Genomic DNA, 16,910 nt, shown 5'->3' on the forward strand with positions numbered 1-16,910 from the left:
GGCACTGGCTACACTCCCGCCCATGTCTGCAGATTCTCCTGTCACCCCGTTTCCCTCCGATCGCACCGCTGCGCCGCTGCGGGCGCTGGTGCTCGACACCGCGACCGACGTCGTGCATCTGGGCCTGATCGACGAGGCACGGTCCTGGACGGCGGTCGTGGCGGGGGGCTCGCAATCGTCGGCCTCCTTGCTGCCGGCGGCGCAGGCGCTCCTGTCCGATGCCGGCCTCACGTGGGCTGATCTGACGGTGGTGGGGTTTGGGCGAGGCCCAGGTGCCTTCACCGGCCTGAGGACGGCCTGCTCGGTGACCCAGGGGTTGGCGCTGGCGGCAGATTGCCCCGTCATCCCTATCGATACGCTGCTGGCTGTGGCAGAAGATGCGCGATTGCAGGCGCCTTCGCGCTGGTTGCCTGGGCAGTTGATCTGGGTGGTGCAGGATGCCCGCATGGATGAGATCTATGCGGCAGCCTATCGCTGGACCGGCCTCGGGTGGGAGACGGTGGAGTCGCCTGCCTTGTGGCCGCTGGATCTGCCCCGCGTGCGGTGTGCCGGGGCCTGGATGGCGGGCAACGCCTTGCGCGCCTACCCTGATGCTTTTGACGTTCAGCCGGATGCCCACTGGCCTGATGCCACCCCCAGTGGTGCGGCCTTGGTCGCGTTGGCGCGTCAGGCCTGGGCCCGCGGTGCCGTGGTGGACGCGGCGCTGGCTTTGCCGCTGTATGTGCGCGACAAGGTCGCCCAGACCACCGCCGAGCGCCAGGCCAGCAAGCGGACGCAGGGCGCCTGATGGCCATGGTTCACCTGTCTCCCCCTATCCCGGTGCTGGTGGCCGCACTGGTCGATCGGCCCATGACCGAGTCGGACATCCCGGCGGTGCTGGCCATGGAGGGCCCGGCTTGCGCGCACCCCATGCATGCCTGGACAGCCGACAACTACCGTTCGTCTTTGCGCAGTGGCTATTGGGCTCGCCTGAGGTGTGTGCCGGAAACCGGTGCCATCGTCGGTGTGTGCGTCGCCATGAGCGGCATTGAGGAAATGCACTTGCTCAACATCGTGGTGGACCGTGCCTGGCACGGCAAGGGCCTCGGGCGTGCCATGCTGGCGGCCCTGTACCATGAGTGTCGACAGCGTCGTGCGGCATGCGTGTGGCTGGAGGTGCGGCCGACCAATGCCCCGGCGCGTGCACTGTATGTCCGGGAAGGGTTCGAGCAGGTGGGCCTGCGCAAGGGCTATTACCCGGCAGAGGCGGGGCGTGAAGACGCTTTGGTCATGCGCCGCTGGCTGGATGAGGGGGCTGCATGATGCGGTGGAGTGAACGTCAGCGCGCCATGCTCAAGGAAATGGGCATTCCGCCATTCTGGCCTGAGGCCGCCGAGCCTGCAGCAGAGACCTCCGCCGTGACGGGTCAGCCCGCCGCTGTCGCGCCGGCTGAGTCGGTTCCTGCCGTCTCGTCTCCGGTGGTGCAGGCGCAGCGCCCGGCGCCGCAGCCCGAACCTGGCAACGGTCCCGCCGAGCCGGTGGTGCGTCCGGCGCCCGGACATAGAACGGCTTCGAAAGTGGTCGAACCCGCGCCCCCTCTGCGGCACCGCCCTGAAGGGGTTGAGCAGATGGATTGGCCCGCCTTGCGGCAGGCCGTGGCCGGCTGCCAGGCCTGCGCGCTGTGCGATGGCCGCACGCAATCGGTATTTGGCGTGGGACATGAGGGCGCACGCTGGATGATCGTGGGGGAAGCGCCAGGCGAGCAGGAAGACAAGCAGGGCGAGCCTTTCGTCGGGCGGGCGGGGCAGTTGCTGGACCGCATGCTGTCGGCTCTGGGCTTGACGCGCAGCGAAGCTTCGGCCGAACAGCAGGTGTTCATCGCCAATGTGCTGAAGTGCCGACCACCGGGTAACCGCAACCCTTTACCCGACGAGGTGGCGCAGTGCGAACCGTATCTGCTGCGGCAGATCGAGTTGGTGCAGCCCAGGCTGATTCTGGCCATGGGCCGGTTTGCCGCGCAGTCGCTGCTCAAGTCCAGCGAGCCCATCGGGCGTTTGCGTGGGCGGGTCCATCAGGTGCATGGGGTACCCGTGGTGGTCACCTACCACCCGGCTTACTTGCTGCGCAACCCGGTCGACAAGGCCCTGGTCTGGGATGACCTCTGCCTTGCCCGCGAGCTGTATCACTCGCCCAGGTAGCGTTTGCGCCGGAACAGCCAGAGCATGGCCATGACGATGGCGACCATGATGGCCACGGCCACCCAGAAACCATCCCAGGCGTGAATCAGCGGCAGCGAGTCGAAGTTCATGCCGAAGATGCCGGTGATCAGGTTCAAGGGCAAGAAGATGGCCGTCAGCACCGTCAGCGTGCGCATGATGTCGTTGGTGCGGTTGCCTTGCAGCGAGAAGTGAATCTGCACGGCGCCTTCAGCTGTGGCTTCCAGGCGGCGGACATGGCTGAGCACGCGTTCGATGTGTTCATGCACATCCCGTGAGCGCACCCGCAGCACTTCCCGCTCATGGGCTGCCTGCGGTTCGGCTGGGGTAGGCCATTCGTCCAGTGCATCAATCCACTCTTGCATGGCACTGCGCTGGTCTTCGCAGGTGTCTTCCAGCTGGTGCAAGGCGGAGCGTGACTCCAGCAGCGCCTGCCAATGCGTGAACGGGTTGCGGTCGCTGAGCAGCTCGGTCTGCAGGTAGCCGAATTGCCGTGTCAGCAGTCGACGCAGATCGAGGTAGCTGTCAACCATGTGGTTGACGATGCGCACCATGAGGTCGGCTGGCGAGGGCGGCAGCCGGGTTTGCAGCCTTCCTTCATTTCTGGAGTCGGCCCCGCCGATCTGATCCAGCCGGGCGGCGAAGAAGTCGCGTACCGTGCAGTCAGCCGGATGAACGGTCAACAGCACCCGGTCAAAGACAGCCAGCCCTACCGGACTGGTATCGATGGCTGCCAGGGCTCGGCGCGCTGACGACGCCGTGCCTTGCTCGTCATCCAGGAACATGCGCTCGGTGCCGGGCGCCACGGCGAGCCGGCGAAACACCAGCAGGTCGTACCACGAGGTGTAGTCGAACTGCGAGGGCAGTTGCGGGTTGAGCAGGTCGGCCACATGCAGGTCAACCAGCCCACGCCCCGCCAGCCTTTGCAGGTGCTCTTGCACTGAGCTGAGGTTGACTTCCAACTCGCGTCGGCCCGATGTGGCCCACAGAAAACCCTTGACCGGCAGGGTGTCCGGCCAGTCGGGCAGTTCTTCGAAGGTGTCTCCGATGAGAAAAAAGCGCACGTGGACTCCGAGGGGTGATCAGGCCTGCTTCAGCAGTTCGGCCGCCTGGATGGCGAAATAGGTCAGCACGCCATCGGCACCGGCACGCTTGAAGGCCAGCAGGGACTCCATCATGCACGCATCGTGGTCCAGCCAGCCGTTCTGGGCGGCGGCCTTGATCATCGCGTACTCGCCGCTCACCTGGTAGGCAAAGGTGGGCACCTTGAATTCGTCCTTCACACGGCGGACGATGTCCAGGTAGGGCATGCCGGGTTTGACCATGACCATGTCGGCGCCTTCGCCGATGTCCATGGCGACTTCGCGCAGCGCTTCGTCGCTGTTGCCCGGGTCCATCTGATAGACCTTCTTGTTGCTCTTGCCCAGGTTGCCGGCCGAGCCGACCGCATCGCGGAAGGGGCCGTAGAAGGCACTGGCGTATTTGGCGCTGTAGGCCATGATCCGGGTGTAGATCAGGTTCTGCGACTCGAATGCCTGGCGGATCGAGGCGATGCGGCCATCCATCATGTCGGACGGGGCGACGATGTCCACGCCGGCTTCAGCATGCACCAGTGCCTGGCGGGTCAGGATCGATACTGTCTCGTCATTGAGGATGTAGCCGGTCTCGTCCAGCACGCCGTCCTGACCGTGCGAGGTGTAGGGGTCGAGCGCGACGTCGGTCATGATGCCCAACTCAGGGAAGCGGGCTTTGAGTTCTCGCACGGTGCGCGGCACCAGGCCATTGGGGTTCAGTGCTTCCGAGCCTTCAGGGTCTTTCAGGGCTGGATCGATCACCGGGAAGAGGGCCAGCACCGGGATGCCCAGCGACACACAACGCTCGGCAGTGGCCATCAGGGCCTGGCGCCCCATACGCTGTACACCGGGCATCGAGGCCACTTCTTCGGTGCGGTGCTCATCGTCGAGGATGAAAACGGGGTAGATCAAATCCGCAGAAGTGAGCACATGCTCACGCACCAGGCGGCGAGTGAATTCATCCTTGCGAAGACGGCGGGGGCGGTGGTGAGGAAAAAGCTGAAGGTAGGACATGGGTCAAACGCTCGATGATGAATGTGAAGGATTGCAAAGATCCCGGAAATTTCGGCTGCACACTGGCATTTTCGGACATGCCTGGAAGACATATCTCGTGGAGACATCTATAATGGTCAGCGAATGATACGCCGCAAGGCTTCATTCCCTGCTTTTCCTCCCTGAGCAGGTGCCTTACCGTGATGACAGCGTTAAGGCTTCAAAGCCCCGGCCATTGCCGGGGCTCTTTTTTTTGTTCCGTCTGTTCATAATCTGGCCCATGAGCAACGCGTATCTGTGGGTCAAGGCCCTTCACATCATCTTCGTGGCCAGCTGGTTTGCCGGGCTGTTCTACCTGCCCCGCCTGTTCGTCAATCTGGCCATGGTGCCTGCCAACAGCCACGCGGAGCGGGAGCGGCTCTTGCTGATGGCGCGCAAGCTGTACCGTTTCAGCACGATGCTGATGCTGCCAGCGCTGCTCCTGGGTCTCACCTTGTGGCTGTATTTCGGTATTGGCAAGGGTGCCGGCCAGATCTGGATGCACATCAAGCTCACCCTGGTGCTGGGGGTGATCGGCTACCACCACGTTTGCCGCAAGCTGCTGCGTGACTTCGAGCAGTTGCGCAACCACCGCTCGCACCGGTGGTTCCGGGTGTTCAACGAGGTCTCGGTGCTGTTGTTTGCAGCCATTGTCTGCCTGGTTGTGCTCAAGCAGCCGGTCGTCGGCTGAGGCTGCGCAGATGTCCGGGCATCGCAGTACCGCCTGGCCGTTGTCGGGGGTTGCGGCCGCGCTGGTCGTGTACGCCACGCTGCACCCGCTGACGGGCTGGCATTGGCCTGACAGCCAGGTGTTCAGCTGGGTCCTGCCCAAGCTGCCACGGGAAATACCCTCCGACATGGTTGGCAACCTGCTCGGCTACATGCCGATGGGGCTGGTGTTGTGCGTGGCCTGGTTGCGAAGCGGCTGGCGGCCGGCACGGGCGGCGCTGCTGACCTTGTTGTTGTGTTCGGCCATGTCCTACACACTGGAATTGGTGCAGTTCACGGTACCGGGGCGAGTGCCCTCGATCACCGATTGGCTGCTCAACACCCTGGGGGCCGCGTGGGGGGCTCTGGCTGCGGTCACGCTGGACGCGCTGGGGCTGATTGCCGTCTGGAGTCGCTGGCGGGAGCGCTGGTTCATCCCTCAGGCTGGTTTTGGCCTGGCTTTGCTGTGCATGTGGCCGCTGGGGTTGCTGTTTCCGCCGCCATTTCCCTTGGGTGAGGGGCAGATACTGCCTCACCTGAGGGTGGCCCTGGTCATGTTGCTGCGTGACACCCCTTGGCAGCAGTGGGTGCTGCCCCACGACCCTCTGGCCCTGTGGACGACCGGCATCCCTCTTGAGGCAGGCACCTGGGAGGCCCAGTTGCGGGAGGGGGCCATTGTCTGCCTCGGTTTGCTGGCCCCGATGACGGTGGCATGCGCGTTTGCGCGACCTCGGACCTTGCGCCTGTTGCTGCTGGCGGGCGCTGTGCTGGTGGCTGTGGCCACCACCACCTTGTCGACCGCGATGAACTTCGGTCCGGAGCACGCACTGACGTGGATGAGTGTGCCGACCTTGATGGGTTTGCTGACGGGTTCGCTGGCAGGGGCCTTGCTGTTGCACCGCAGCCGGCGAGCCTGTGCCGTACTGGGCTTGTGCGTGTTGCTCGGTCTGGTGGTCCTGATCCACCAGGTGCCACCTGACCCCTACTACGCGCAGACGCTGGCGTCCTGGGAAAATGGCCGCTTCATCCGGTTTCACGGTCTCGCACGCTGGTTCGGTGTCCTGTGGCCCTATGTGACACTGGGTTGGCTGATTGCGCGTATTCTTGGCCGCGACGTGTTTTCTTCTGAACAGGCCAAAGCCTAGAATCCGACCATGAGCTATTACGAGCGCCACATTTTTTTCTGCCTTAACCAGCGCATCAACGGCGAAGCCTGCTGCGCCGATCATGCCGCCAAGGAAGGCTTTGACCACTGCAAGCGTGCCGTTGCGGATGCCGGGATGGCAGGCAAAGGCAAGGTGCGTGTGAACAAGGCGGGATGCCTTGATCGCTGCGCGGGTGGCCCTGTGGCGGTGGTCTATCCGGAAGGCGTCTGGTACACCTTTGTCGACAAGGCCGACATCGACGAGATCGTTCAGAAGCACCTGATCAAGGGTGAAGTGGTCGACCGTCTGGTGCTGGCGCCTGATGTGGGTCGCTGAGGAACGCGGTCGATGATCGGGCGTCCCGACTCTCATCTGATCGATGGGCCCTGTGGGCATATCGAAGTGGTGCAGGAAGACCCTGCAGATGGCTCGGCGCCCGTCGGACTGGTCGTGATTGCCCACCCGCTGCCCATCATGGGTGGCACGATGGACAACAAGGTGGTGCATACCTTGTCGCGTGCCTTCGTTCTGGCGGGCTGGCGAGCCGTGCGCTTCAATTTCCGTGGAGTTGGCCGCTCCGATGGGGCCTGGGACCAAGGCCGAGGTGAGGTCGATGACATGCTCGCCGTCCTTGCAGACGCCCAAACCGACCCCATCTTGCGTGGCAAGCCTTTGGCGCTGGCGGGGTTCTCCTTCGGCGGTTTTGTGGCGGCCACGGTGCATAAACGTCTGGAAGATGCTGTCCCGACTGGCGGGCAGCGGCCGGATCAGCTGGTGCTGGTCAGTCCGGCCACGTCGCGCTACAGCGTGCCTGCCGTGCCGACGCATGCGCTGGTTGTCGAGGGTGAAGAGGATGATGTGGTGCCGCTGGCCAGCATTCTGGAATGGGCTCGTCCGCAAGGTTTGCCCGTGACCGTGGTGCCGGGGACCGGCCATTTCTTCCACGGGCAACTGGCCATGTTGCGGGAGTTGGTGTCGCGTCATCTGCGCGCCGCCAGCGTCCAACGTCAACGCTGAACCTGGTGGGTGGGCCGGCGTAGGCTGGCGCCTCAACCGGTGCGAAAGAATCCCATGCTGAGCGTCATGCGTCGCCGACATTTCATCTTCAGTTTCCTGCTGGCTGTGTTGCTCTGTCCCGCGTCCTGGGCGCAAGCACAACCCATGTCGGCTGCATTTCTGCGTGATCCGCCGGCAGCCGGCCCCCAGCCACCCGAGGTGGCTGCTCGGTCCTTTCTGCTTTGGGACGTTTCCAGCCAGCAGATGCTGGCCGTGCGCCAGGCGGATCAAACTGTCGATCCGGCGGCCCTGACCAAGCTGATGACGGCATACCTGGTGTTCCAGGCCGTCTCACAGGGCAAGCTGGACGTTCAGAAAGAGCTGCCCATGTCGCAGCAGGCCTGGCAAGCCGCAGTCAGCAATGGTGCCCGCCCACTGGTGTCGATCGGGGGCCGTGTCAAGGTCGACGACCTGATCAAGGCGCTGGCGGTAACGGGGGCGCAGGACGCGGCCGTGGTGCTGGCGGAGGCTGTAGGGGGATCCTCGTCCAACTTCGTGGGGATGATGAACCGCCAGGCGCAGGTACTGGGTATGAAGCGCACGCATTTTCAGAATGCGGAAGGGGTCAAGGCCGCGGGGCAGGTGAGCACCGCACGGGAGCTGGGCTGGTTGGCGGTCAGGCTGTTGGGCGATTATCCGAAGGCGCAACCCTATTTCGCAGCCAGAGAGTTGGTGCTCGGAGCAAACAGATGGCCTAGCCTCAATATGTTGCTGATCCGCGATCCCTCGGTGGATGGGCTGCTGACCTCATATGCAGAAGGTGGCGGGTACGGGCAGATTGCTTCTGCGAAGCAGACGACGCCTGCCGGTGTGCGGCGACTGCTGAGCGTGGTGCTGGGGGCAGGGTCTCCGGATGCCAGGGCCAACGAGAGCCAGAAGTTGCTGAACTGGGGTTACAGCGCCTTTGATGCCGTCAAGCTTTTCGAGGCAGCCCAGCCCGTCAGCACCGTGACGGTGTGGAAGGGGGGGGCTTCGGCTGTGTCGATCGGGACGGAGCGCCCCCTGGTGCTGGCTGTGCCGCACGGGCAGGCCTCGCAAATCAAAACCGTGCTGGTGCGCAATGACCCTTTGTTGGCCCCATTGCGAAAAGGGCAGACCGTCGCCACATTGAAGGTGACGCTGGCAGGGCAGCCTTGGCAGGAGGTGCCCTTGCAGGCGCTGGACGATGTGCCGACCGCAGGATGGCTGGGCCGCACCTGGGATGCCTTTCGCCTCGGAATCAAATAAGGAACACCCACATGACAGAACAGAACAAGCCGCGTGAAACGATCATCGAGTTTCCATGCGCCTTCCCCATCAAGGTGATGGGTTTGCACGAAATCACCTTTGTCGAGGCGATCGTGGCGGTGGTACAGCAACACGACCCCGGCTTTGACGCTGCCACGCTGGAGCACCGCCCGAGCAGCTCCGGGAAGTACCTGGGACTGACGGTCACAGTCACCGCCACCAGCCAGGAGCAACTGGACAACCTTTATCGGGCACTGACCAGCCACCCGCAGGTGAAGTACGTCCTGTGACGGGGCGGTGAGCTGCCCGCATACAATCAGCAAGATTGGCCTGTGTCTGCCCCAGCGGTGAGACCCACAGGTGTTTGTTTTCTTGAAGGACCTCAACGTGTTCATTTCCAATGCCTACGCCCAGGCCGCCGCGCCTGCCGCTTCTTCGCCAGCTGGCATCTTCAACAGCATGCTGTTGCCCGTGCTGATGATCGTGGTGCTGTACTTCGTCGTCATGCGCCCCCAGATGAAGCGCGCCAAGGAGCAAAAGGCCATGCTGGAAGCGCTGGCCAAGGGTGACGAGGTGGTCACCCAGGGGGGCGTCATCGGTCGCATTTCCAAGCTGGGCGACACCTTCCTGTCCATCGAAGTGGCCAACGGTGTCGAGCTGCAGGTTCAACGTTCGGCTGTGAGCCAGGTCTTGCCCAAGGGCAGCTTCAAGTAATCAGCCAGCCTGACGGGCTGTTGCAGCCCGCGCTCCGAGGATTTCTCGCATGAACCGCTATTCCTGGTGGAAATACCTGATCATTGCCGTGGCTTTGTTCATCGGCGTGGTCTACACCCTGCCCAACTTCTTCGGCGAAGCCCCGGCTGTCCAGCTCTCGAGCGGCAAGTCGACGCTGAAGCTCAGTGCAGACACTGTCCCGCAAGTCGAGTCCACCTTGAAGCAGGCTGGCCTGGCCCCTGACTTCGTCGAGTTCGACGGGCGCTCGGTGCGGGCGCGGTTCAATGACACCGATGCCCAGCTCAAGGCGCGTGATGCCCTGATCAAGGCCTTCAACCCGGATGCCAACGATCCCGGCTACATCGTGGCCTTGAACCTGGTTTCGCGCTCGCCTCAATGGTTGCGCAGCCTGCATGCCATGCCCATGTACCTGGGCCTGGACCTGCGTGGCGGCGTGCACTTCCTGATGCAGGTCGACATGAAGGGGGCCTTGAGCCAGAAGGTGGAGAGCCTGACCGGTGACATCCGCGCCTTGTTGCGCGACAAGGATGTGCGCCATTCGGGTATCCGTCGTGACGGGTTGGACATCACCGTCCGTTTCCGTGACGATGCCGCACGCAATGCCGCGCGCCCCATCCTGCAGGACAGCCTGACTGACCTGCAGTGGCGCGATGGCACCGACCCGAGCGGGGACGTCACCCTGGTGGCGCAACTCAAGCAGCAGTCGGAGCGCACTATCCAGGAGCAGGCCCTCAAGCAGAACATCACGACCTTGCACAACCGGATCAACGAGCTGGGCGTGGCCGAGCCGGTGATCCAGCAGCAGGGTGTGGACCGCGTGGTCGTGCAGCTGCCGGGCGTGCAGGACACGGCCAAGGCCAAGGACATCATCGGGCGCACGGCCACACTGGAAGTGCGCATGGTGGATGACAGCAGCGAAGCCCAGGCTGCACTGGCGGGTGGTGCCGTGCCTTTCGGCGACGAGCGTTATGTCGAGCGCGGCGGTGCGCCGATCATCGTCAAGCGCCAGGTGATCCTCACCGGCAACAACCTGACCGATGCCCAATCCGGCTTCGACGAAAACCACGAGCCAGCCGTGCACCTGACGCTGGATGCCCGCGGCGCCCGCATCTTCCGCGATGTGACCCGCGAAAGCATCGGCAAGCGCATGGCCATCATCCTGTTCGAAAAGGGCAAGGGTGAGGTGGTCACCGCGCCGGTCATCCGTTCGGAAATCGGTGGTGGCCGCGTGCAGATTTCGGGTCGCATGACACCGGAAGAGTCTGCCGACACGGCGCTGCTGCTGCGTGCCGGTTCGCTGGCGGCGCCGATGGAGATCATCGAAGAGCGCACGGTCGGCCCCAGCCTGGGTGCCGACAACATCGCCCAGGGCTTCCACAGCCTGGTCTATGGCTTCGCCGCCATCGCCGTGTTCATGATGCTGTACTACATGCTGTTCGGCGTGTTCTCGACGCTGGCGCTGGGTGTGAACCTGCTGTTGCTGGTGGCGGTGCTGTCGATGCTGCAGGCCACCTTGACCCTGCCTGGTATCGCGGCCATTGCGCTGACCCTGGGTATGGCCATCGACTCGAACGTGCTGATCAACGAGCGTGTGCGTGAAGAGCTGCGCAATGGCTCGGCCCCGCAGTCGGCCATCCATGCCGGTTACGAGCACGCCTGGGCCACGATTCTGGACTCGAACGTGACCACCCTGATCGTGGGGCTGTCCTTGCTGGCTTTCGGGTCGGGGCCTGTGCGCGGTTTTGCCGTGGTGCACTGTCTGGGCATCCTGACATCGATGTTCTCCGCCGTGTTCTTCTCGCGCGGCTTGGTCAACCTCTGGTATGGCCGGCAGAAGAAACTCAAGAGCGTGGCCATTGGCCAGGTCTGGAAGGCACAGGAGTAAGCCATGGAGTTTTTCCGCATCAAGCGTGACATCCCGTTCATGCGCCATGCGCTGGTGTTCAACATCATTTCGATGTTGACCTTCGCCGCGGCCGTGTTTTTCCTGGTAACCCGCGGGCTGCATCTGTCCATCGAGTTCACCGGTGGTTCGATCATCGAGGTGCAGTACGCCCAAAGTGCCGACCTGGCCAAGGCGCGTACCGCTGTCGACGCCTTGAAGTTCGGTGACGTGCAAGTGCAGAACTTCGGTTCATCGCGAGACGTGCTGTTGCGCTTGCCGGCGCGTCAGGACATCAAGCAGTCCGATGTGGTCGACAAAGTGTTCGGCGCACTGTGCTCAGCCGAGCAAGGTGCCGTGGCTGCGGTGGAAGCCCAGCCCGGTCAAGGCGCGACCGGCAAGGCCTGTGTGGCCGGCAGCAACCGTGTCATCACCTTGCAGCGCAATGAGTTCGTCGGGCCGCAGGTCGGTGACGAACTGGCCCGCGACGGTGCACTGGCGCTGCTGGTGTCGGTGATCGGCATCATGGTCTATCTGGCCTTCCGCTTCGAGTGGAAGTTCTCGGTGGCTGCCATCATCGCCAACCTGCACGACGTGGTGATCATCCTGGGCTTCTTTGCCTTCTTCCAGTGGGAGTTCTCGCTGTCGGTGCTGGCGGCGGTGCTGGCTGTGCTGGGGTATTCGGTCAATGAATCGGTCGTGATCTTCGACCGGATCCGCGAAGCCTTCCGCAAGTTCCGCAAGCTGACGACGCCGCAGGTCATCGACCACGCCATCACCAGCACGATGAGCCGCACGATCATCACCCACGGCTCGACCCAGATGATGGTGCTGGCCATGCTGGTGTTCGGCGGTCCGACGCTGCATTACTTCGCGCTGGCGCTGACCATCGGCATCCTGTTCGGGATCTATTCGTCGGTGTTCGTGGCCGCTGCCATTGCGATGTGGCTGGGCGTGACTAGGGAAGACCTGATGCGTAACGCGAAGAAAGAAACCGATCCGAATGACCCCAATTCGGGTGCGGTGGTGTAGAGTCTTCGTCATCTTTAGATGCTCAGACGGGTGGGGCGAGGCTTGACACCCGAGAGGCGTTTTCCCCCCGCATGTCGTTCCAAGGTTCATCTCGTGCACTGGGCACCCTGGCCCGCAAGACCTACCTGGAAGGCCTCCTGAAAGGGTCGGCCGGGCTGGTTGCCGCCTGCGCGGATGGCGCCAAGCTGCTGGCGTCCCAGGCCGCCGAGCCCGCCATCTACACACGCCGCAGAGACCTGGTGCTGGATCTGCCCACACGGCTAGGGCCCTGGACCAAGGCGCTTGATGACAGGCTGCAAGCGGCATTGGTGGCGGTTCGTCTGGGCCGGCCTGTCGATGTGCGTCCGGGCTCTGTGGGCGCCGTTGATTTCTGTCTGGTGGAAGACAGCGCGGTGGAGCAAGATCTCCTTGCTTCACGAATGACCCAGGCCGTGGCTGATGGCGTGGGTTCTGAATACACCGACCTGTGCGCACGCCTGAATGCCCTGGAAGCGGGGGGTTCTCACTCCATCGATGATGACTCGAGCGAGGTGCTGCGTCCGGCCGTGATCGCCCGGTGGGTGATGGACAGCTGGCTGGAGGCCGGTTTGGGTGATCTGCACTGGCGAACGCTGCAGCCCATCTTGCATGAAGAGGCCACCCATCTGGCGCGTGAGTCCTATCACGAAGCCAACCGCGTGCTGCTCGATCATGGTGTCAAGCCCGATATCGATTTGCGACCTTTGATTCGCCGTGCGCGAGACACCGGCGTGGTCCGGCCGCTGGCTGCCGAGCCGCCTCCGGGCGGCGTGCAGACAGGTGCGGGCGGCGTGTCGCGCATGGGTGGTAATTCGGGTTTGCAGCCAATGGGTGGGGTGTTCGAAGAGACCCATCTGGTGACCCAGGCCTCCGGCTTGCACCGTTCAGGGGTGACCCCCAAAGCGGTGCTGGGCAAGCTCAATCAGTTTGTGGCAGGCCGGGTGCCTGGCTTTGCCTCTACCCAGCCGGTGTCGACGGGCCCGGTCGCCATTGAGCCGAAACTGGAGCACGCCATCGATGTGGCCGACCTGAAGGTGCGCCAGCATGCGGTGGAAGCGGCAGGGCAGCCTGTCACGCCAGACATCGTCCTGCAGGACCTGCAGGACAACAAGCGGGCGCTGAAGCAGGCCGCCAATACGCCCAATGAACGGGCCATCATCGAGATTGTCGCCCTGCTGTTCCAGAGCATCCTCATGGAAGAGCGCTTGCCCGCCACGATCCGGGTGTGGTTTGCCCGGCTGCAGATGCCGGTGCTGCGAGTGGCCGTTACCGAGCCTGATTTTTTTGCCAATGTGGACCACCCGGCTCGCGTGCTGATCGACCGGATGGGTTCCTGTGTGATGGGCTTCGCGTCGACCACGCGACCTGAGGATGACAGCCTGGCATCCGAGATCAAGCGCATTGTGCAGGTCGTTGAAGCCTACCCGGACACGGGCAGGCGGGTGTTCCAGACGGTGATGGTGGAGTTCGAGCGCTTCCTGGAGCGTTACTTCCGCGATCACAACGAGGTCAGCCGCAAGGGCGTGTCCCTGGCCCAGCAGGTCGAGCAACGCGAGACCTGGGCCATCCAGTACACCATCGAGTTGCGCAAAATGCTCGAGAACGTACCGGTTCACGAGGGTGTGCGCGATTTCCTCTTTCGGGTGTGGGCCGATGTGCTGGCGCACAGCGCCGTCATCCATGGTCCGGGCAGCGACGAGGCCCGTGAACTCAAGCGTGCCGCCGGTGATCTGATCTGGTCGGCCAGCGCCAAGCATTCTCGGGAAGACCGCGCCGATGTGTTGCGTCGCCTGCCGCCCTTGCTCAAGATCCTGCGTGACGGCATGGCGCAGGCCGGGCTCACGGCTGATGTTCAGGAGGGCCATATCAAGGCGCTCAACACGGCGCTGGCGGCTGCATTTTCAGCACGCTCGGCTACCCTGACGACCGACCACCTCAAGGAAGTGACCGAGCGGCTGGAGGCGCTGGACGAGATCTTGCCCAATCTGGCCGAGGTTGAACTCGATGCCCAGACCCTGCGGGATCTGTCCGGCCATGAAAGCGATGATCTGGACGTGGTTGCGGAAGGGGGCACCATGCCCACCCCGGCCATGATGGCCTGGGCCCGCGAGTTGCAGATTGGCACCTGGTTCCAGCTGGACTACCGGGGTCGACAGGAGAACGTCCAGTTCGCCTGGACCGGCTTGCAAAAGCAGCTCAATCTGTTTGTCAGCCCATCCGGCCGCGGGGTGCTGTTCCAACTGCACCGCCTGGCGGCGTTCCTGCAGGCTGGCCTGCTGGTGCCGCTGGAAGATGAGTCCCTGACCGTGCGCGCGACCCGTCAGGCGCTGGCCAAGCTCGACGCCGATCCCGAACGCCTGCTCAATTGAGGGCGCTGCGCTCGCTGATGCGGGTCAACAGTTCACGCGCCAGCCTGTCCTGGCTGTGCGCGAGCAAGAGTGCCTCAAAGGCGTCCTGGGCCAGGGGGCGGCTGAGGTGGTAGCCCTGCAGTTCATCGCATCCGTGGTCGCGCAGGAACGTCTGTTGCGCAGCCGTTTCCACGCCTTCCGCCACGATGCCGACCTCCAGCCGGTGCCCCATGGCAATCAGGGCTGCAAGCAGGCGGCTGTCACCGCTGGATTGAGGCACGCCTGAGAGGAAGGATCGATCCAGCTTGAAGCGGTCGACAGGCAGCTCTCGCAGGTAGGCGAAGCTTGAATAGCCCACGCCGAAGTCGTCAATGGCGATGCTCACCCCCAGCGACCGCAGTTGCTGCAGCACGTCTGCCGCACGCAGGGATTCGCGCACGATCACGCTTTCGGTGATCTCCAGCTCGAGTGCGGTGGGTGGCAGGCCACTGTCCTGCAGGGCCCGGGCCACCGTGCCGATCATGTCGGGCTGCTCCAGTTGCACAGCCGAGAGGTTGACGCTGATGCGCAGTGGCCAGCCGCATTGGGTACGCCAGGCTTGCGCACGCATGCAGGCCTCACGCAGCACCCATTCTCCGATCTCGACGATCAGGCCGGTCTCCTCGGCCAGCGGGATGAATTCGGTGGGGGGGATCAACCGGCCACCGCGCTCCCAGCGCAGCAGGGCCTCGGCACCCGTGATCCGTCCGCTCGTGCATTCGAACTGGGGTTGGTAGTGCAGCCGCAACTCCTGCCGTTCGAGGGCGCCATACAGTTCGTTTTCGATCTGCAGGCTGTCCAGCCTCGCCGCGTCCATGGTTGGCGCATACATCTGGATGCGGTTGCGCCCACGGTTCTTGGCCTGGTACATGGCCAGATCGGCGTGGCGCATCAGCGTGACCGCATCGTGGCCGTGGGTGGGGTAGATCACCAGGCCGATGCTGGGTGTCACGCGCAATTCGTGCGGGCCAACATGCAGGGGCTCTGCAAACAGGGACAGCACCTTTTCCGCCACCACCACGCCGTCTTCGGGCAGCGCGATGCGCGGCAGCATCACGACAAACTCGTCGCCACCCAGGCGTGCCACGATGTCTGACGTGCGCATCTCGGCGCGGATGCGGCGGGCCACCTCGATCAACACACTGTCGCCCATGTGGTGCCCCAGCGTGTCATTGATCTTCTTGAAGCGGTCGAGGTCAATGAACATCAGCGCCATGCTGTTGTGGTCGCGCTCGGCCAGCATGACGGCCGATTTCAGTTGCTCCTGCACCATGTTGCGGTTGGGGAGCCCAGTGAGGGCGTCGTGCAGGGCCAGGTGCTGGAGCTGGCGCTCGGCATCGCGTCGGGAGGTGACGTCATAGGCCATGGCCAGGTAGCCGGTCATGGTGCCCGCATCGTCACGCAACACGGTGACGGTGAGCTCCACCGTGAGGTGTCTGCCATCGCTGCGGACCATGATCCATTCGCTGGGCAGCCCGGGTGATTCGACTGCCAGATGCTGCAGCACATGCAGCGGTTCGACCGGCCGGTTCAAGCGCAGCGCGAGCAAGCGGGCGCGATCGGCAATTTCCTCGTCCCAGAGGAATTGCTCGAAGTGCGCCTGGCCCAGCAGATCGGCGGACCGGCTGCCCAGCAGCGCCTCGCCTGCCGGGTTGACGGACTGCAGGCGCCCCAGGCGGCTCAGCACGAAAATGCCATAAGGTGCGTTGTGCACAATCACCCGTCGCATCTCGTCGACCTCATTGAGCTGACGTTGCGCGGCATGGAAGGACGCTTCGGCAGCCTGCTGCGCGCTCAGATCACGCAGGATCCCGACATAGCCCGACTGTCCATCGACCTCCATGACGCTGAAGGCCAGATCGAGGGGAAACAGGTGCTGGTCGCGATGGCGCCCGTTGAAGCGCCTGCGCCGGCCATCCAGGTCAATCTGCTGCGCCTGCAGGGTGTTCGAGATGGTGTCTGCGGGTGACTGGTGGGCGAATACCGGCAGCACCTGGCTGATGGGGGAACCCACCATGTCGTCTTCGGTGTAGCCAAAGGCCTCGCAGGCGGCAGGGTTGGCGGACAGGATCTGGCCGTGCTCGTCGAGGGTCAGGATGCCGTCTACCGTGTGGTCGATGACGGCACGCAGGTGCTTCTCGCTGGTGCGGGCCTGTCGGCTGAGCCGCTGCGCCATGCGCGCTGCCTGCCCATACTGGACGGCAAAGCCCCGCATCGCCAGCCACAGCGCTGCGGTCGCACAGCCGCCAGCCGCGAGCAAGGGCCAGGGAAACCAGGTCCAGGCCAGCCCGGTGAGGGTGAGGCCTGAGCCCAGGATGACCCAGGAGAGCAATTTCCAGTGGTCGGACCAGCGAGTGACCTGTTCCAGCGATTGATCCATGGCGATTTCCGTAGACAACTTTCACGGCCTCCAAAAGGCC

The 16,910-nt window shown here is 63.9% G+C and carries 16 protein-coding genes; 13 read left to right on the plus strand and 3 right to left on the minus strand.

The features are described 5' to 3' along the window. Positions 1-22 precede the first annotated feature (22 nt). Genes tsaB through ACE3PH_RS11575 form a run of 3 tightly spaced genes read left to right on the plus strand, consistent with a single transcriptional unit; the run spans position 23 to position 2,177 of the window. Positions 23-787, plus strand: a complete 765-nt coding sequence (gene tsaB, locus ACE3PH_RS11565) for a tRNA (adenosine(37)-N6)-threonylcarbamoyltransferase complex dimerization subunit type 1 TsaB (RefSeq protein ID WP_374319075.1) — start codon at positions 23-25, stop codon at positions 785-787. Continuing rightward, positions 787-1,302, plus strand: a complete 516-nt coding sequence (rimI, locus tag ACE3PH_RS11570; RefSeq protein WP_374319077.1) for a ribosomal protein S18-alanine N-acetyltransferase — start codon at positions 787-789, stop codon at positions 1,300-1,302. The genes tsaB and rimI overlap by 1 nt, the downstream gene beginning before the upstream one ends. Continuing rightward, on the plus strand, positions 1,302-2,177 hold the full coding sequence (locus ACE3PH_RS11575; RefSeq protein WP_374319365.1) for a uracil-DNA glycosylase family protein: 876 nt from the start codon (positions 1,302-1,304) through the stop codon (positions 2,175-2,177). Before rimI ends, ACE3PH_RS11575 begins: the two co-directional genes overlap by 1 nt. Here the strand turns inward: ACE3PH_RS11575 and ACE3PH_RS11580 are convergent. Together ACE3PH_RS11580 and hemB are read right to left on the minus strand one after the other, a co-directional pair. Continuing rightward, positions 2,162-3,259, minus strand: a complete 1,098-nt coding sequence (locus tag ACE3PH_RS11580) for a magnesium transporter CorA family protein (RefSeq protein ID WP_374319079.1) — start codon at positions 3,257-3,259, stop codon at positions 2,162-2,164. The genes ACE3PH_RS11575 and ACE3PH_RS11580 overlap by 16 nt on opposite strands. Before the next feature lie 18 nt (positions 3,260-3,277). Next, complete coding sequence (gene hemB / locus ACE3PH_RS11585; RefSeq protein ID WP_374319081.1) at positions 3,278-4,282, minus strand: porphobilinogen synthase; 1,005 nt, start codon at positions 4,280-4,282, stop codon at positions 3,278-3,280. Between the two features lie 259 nt (positions 4,283-4,541). Here hemB and ACE3PH_RS11590 point away from each other — a divergent pair, with 259 nt between their 5' ends. From ACE3PH_RS11590 to ACE3PH_RS11635, 10 genes are all read left to right on the plus strand, one after another. Continuing rightward, positions 4,542-4,991, plus strand: a complete 450-nt coding sequence (locus ACE3PH_RS11590; protein WP_374319083.1) for a CopD family protein — start codon at positions 4,542-4,544, stop codon at positions 4,989-4,991. Positions 4,992-5,001: 10 nt separating this feature from the next. Then, positions 5,002-6,153, plus strand: coding sequence for a VanZ family protein (locus tag ACE3PH_RS11595; RefSeq protein WP_374319085.1), 1,152 nt, complete (start codon positions 5,002-5,004; stop codon positions 6,151-6,153). 9 nt (positions 6,154-6,162) lie between these two features. Beyond that, on the plus strand, positions 6,163-6,489 hold the full coding sequence (locus ACE3PH_RS11600; protein ID WP_374319088.1) for a ferredoxin: 327 nt from the start codon (positions 6,163-6,165) through the stop codon (positions 6,487-6,489). Between the two features lie 12 nt (positions 6,490-6,501). Continuing rightward, entirely contained in the window at positions 6,502-7,170 is a 669-nt protein-coding gene (locus ACE3PH_RS11605) for an alpha/beta hydrolase (protein WP_374319090.1), read from the plus strand. A 66-nt stretch (positions 7,171-7,236) separates the two neighbouring features. Further along, positions 7,237-8,436: a D-alanyl-D-alanine carboxypeptidase family protein gene (locus ACE3PH_RS11610; RefSeq protein WP_374319092.1), complete on the plus strand. Its 1,200-nt coding sequence runs from the start codon at positions 7,237-7,239 to the stop codon at positions 8,434-8,436. An 11-nt stretch (positions 8,437-8,447) separates the two neighbouring features. Further along, positions 8,448-8,726 (plus strand): YbeD family protein, encoded by a 279-nt coding sequence (locus ACE3PH_RS11615; RefSeq protein WP_374319094.1) that lies wholly within the window; start codon positions 8,448-8,450, stop codon positions 8,724-8,726. Between the two features lie 97 nt (positions 8,727-8,823). Next, positions 8,824-9,150 (plus strand): preprotein translocase subunit YajC, encoded by a 327-nt coding sequence (yajC, locus tag ACE3PH_RS11620; protein ID WP_374319368.1) that lies wholly within the window; start codon positions 8,824-8,826, stop codon positions 9,148-9,150. Positions 9,151-9,199: 49 nt separating this feature from the next. Further along, on the plus strand, positions 9,200-11,056 hold the full coding sequence (gene secD, locus ACE3PH_RS11625; RefSeq protein ID WP_374319096.1) for a protein translocase subunit SecD: 1,857 nt from the start codon (positions 9,200-9,202) through the stop codon (positions 11,054-11,056). A 3-nt stretch (positions 11,057-11,059) separates the two neighbouring features. Continuing rightward, positions 11,060-12,085 (plus strand): protein translocase subunit SecF, encoded by a 1,026-nt coding sequence (gene secF, locus ACE3PH_RS11630; protein ID WP_374319098.1) that lies wholly within the window; start codon positions 11,060-11,062, stop codon positions 12,083-12,085. A gap of 71 nt (positions 12,086-12,156) precedes the next feature. Beyond that, positions 12,157-14,472: a DUF1631 family protein gene (locus ACE3PH_RS11635; protein ID WP_374319100.1), complete on the plus strand. Its 2,316-nt coding sequence runs from the start codon at positions 12,157-12,159 to the stop codon at positions 14,470-14,472. Here ACE3PH_RS11635 and ACE3PH_RS11640 read toward each other — a convergent pair. Continuing rightward, positions 14,465-16,870, minus strand: coding sequence for an EAL domain-containing protein (locus tag ACE3PH_RS11640; RefSeq protein WP_374319102.1), 2,406 nt, complete (start codon positions 16,868-16,870; stop codon positions 14,465-14,467). The genes ACE3PH_RS11635 and ACE3PH_RS11640 overlap by 8 nt on opposite strands. Positions 16,871-16,910: the final 40 nt, after the last annotated feature.

The organism is Aquabacterium sp., from assembly GCF_041909175.1.
Classification (GTDB): domain Bacteria; phylum Pseudomonadota; class Gammaproteobacteria; order Burkholderiales; family Burkholderiaceae_C; genus Aquabacterium.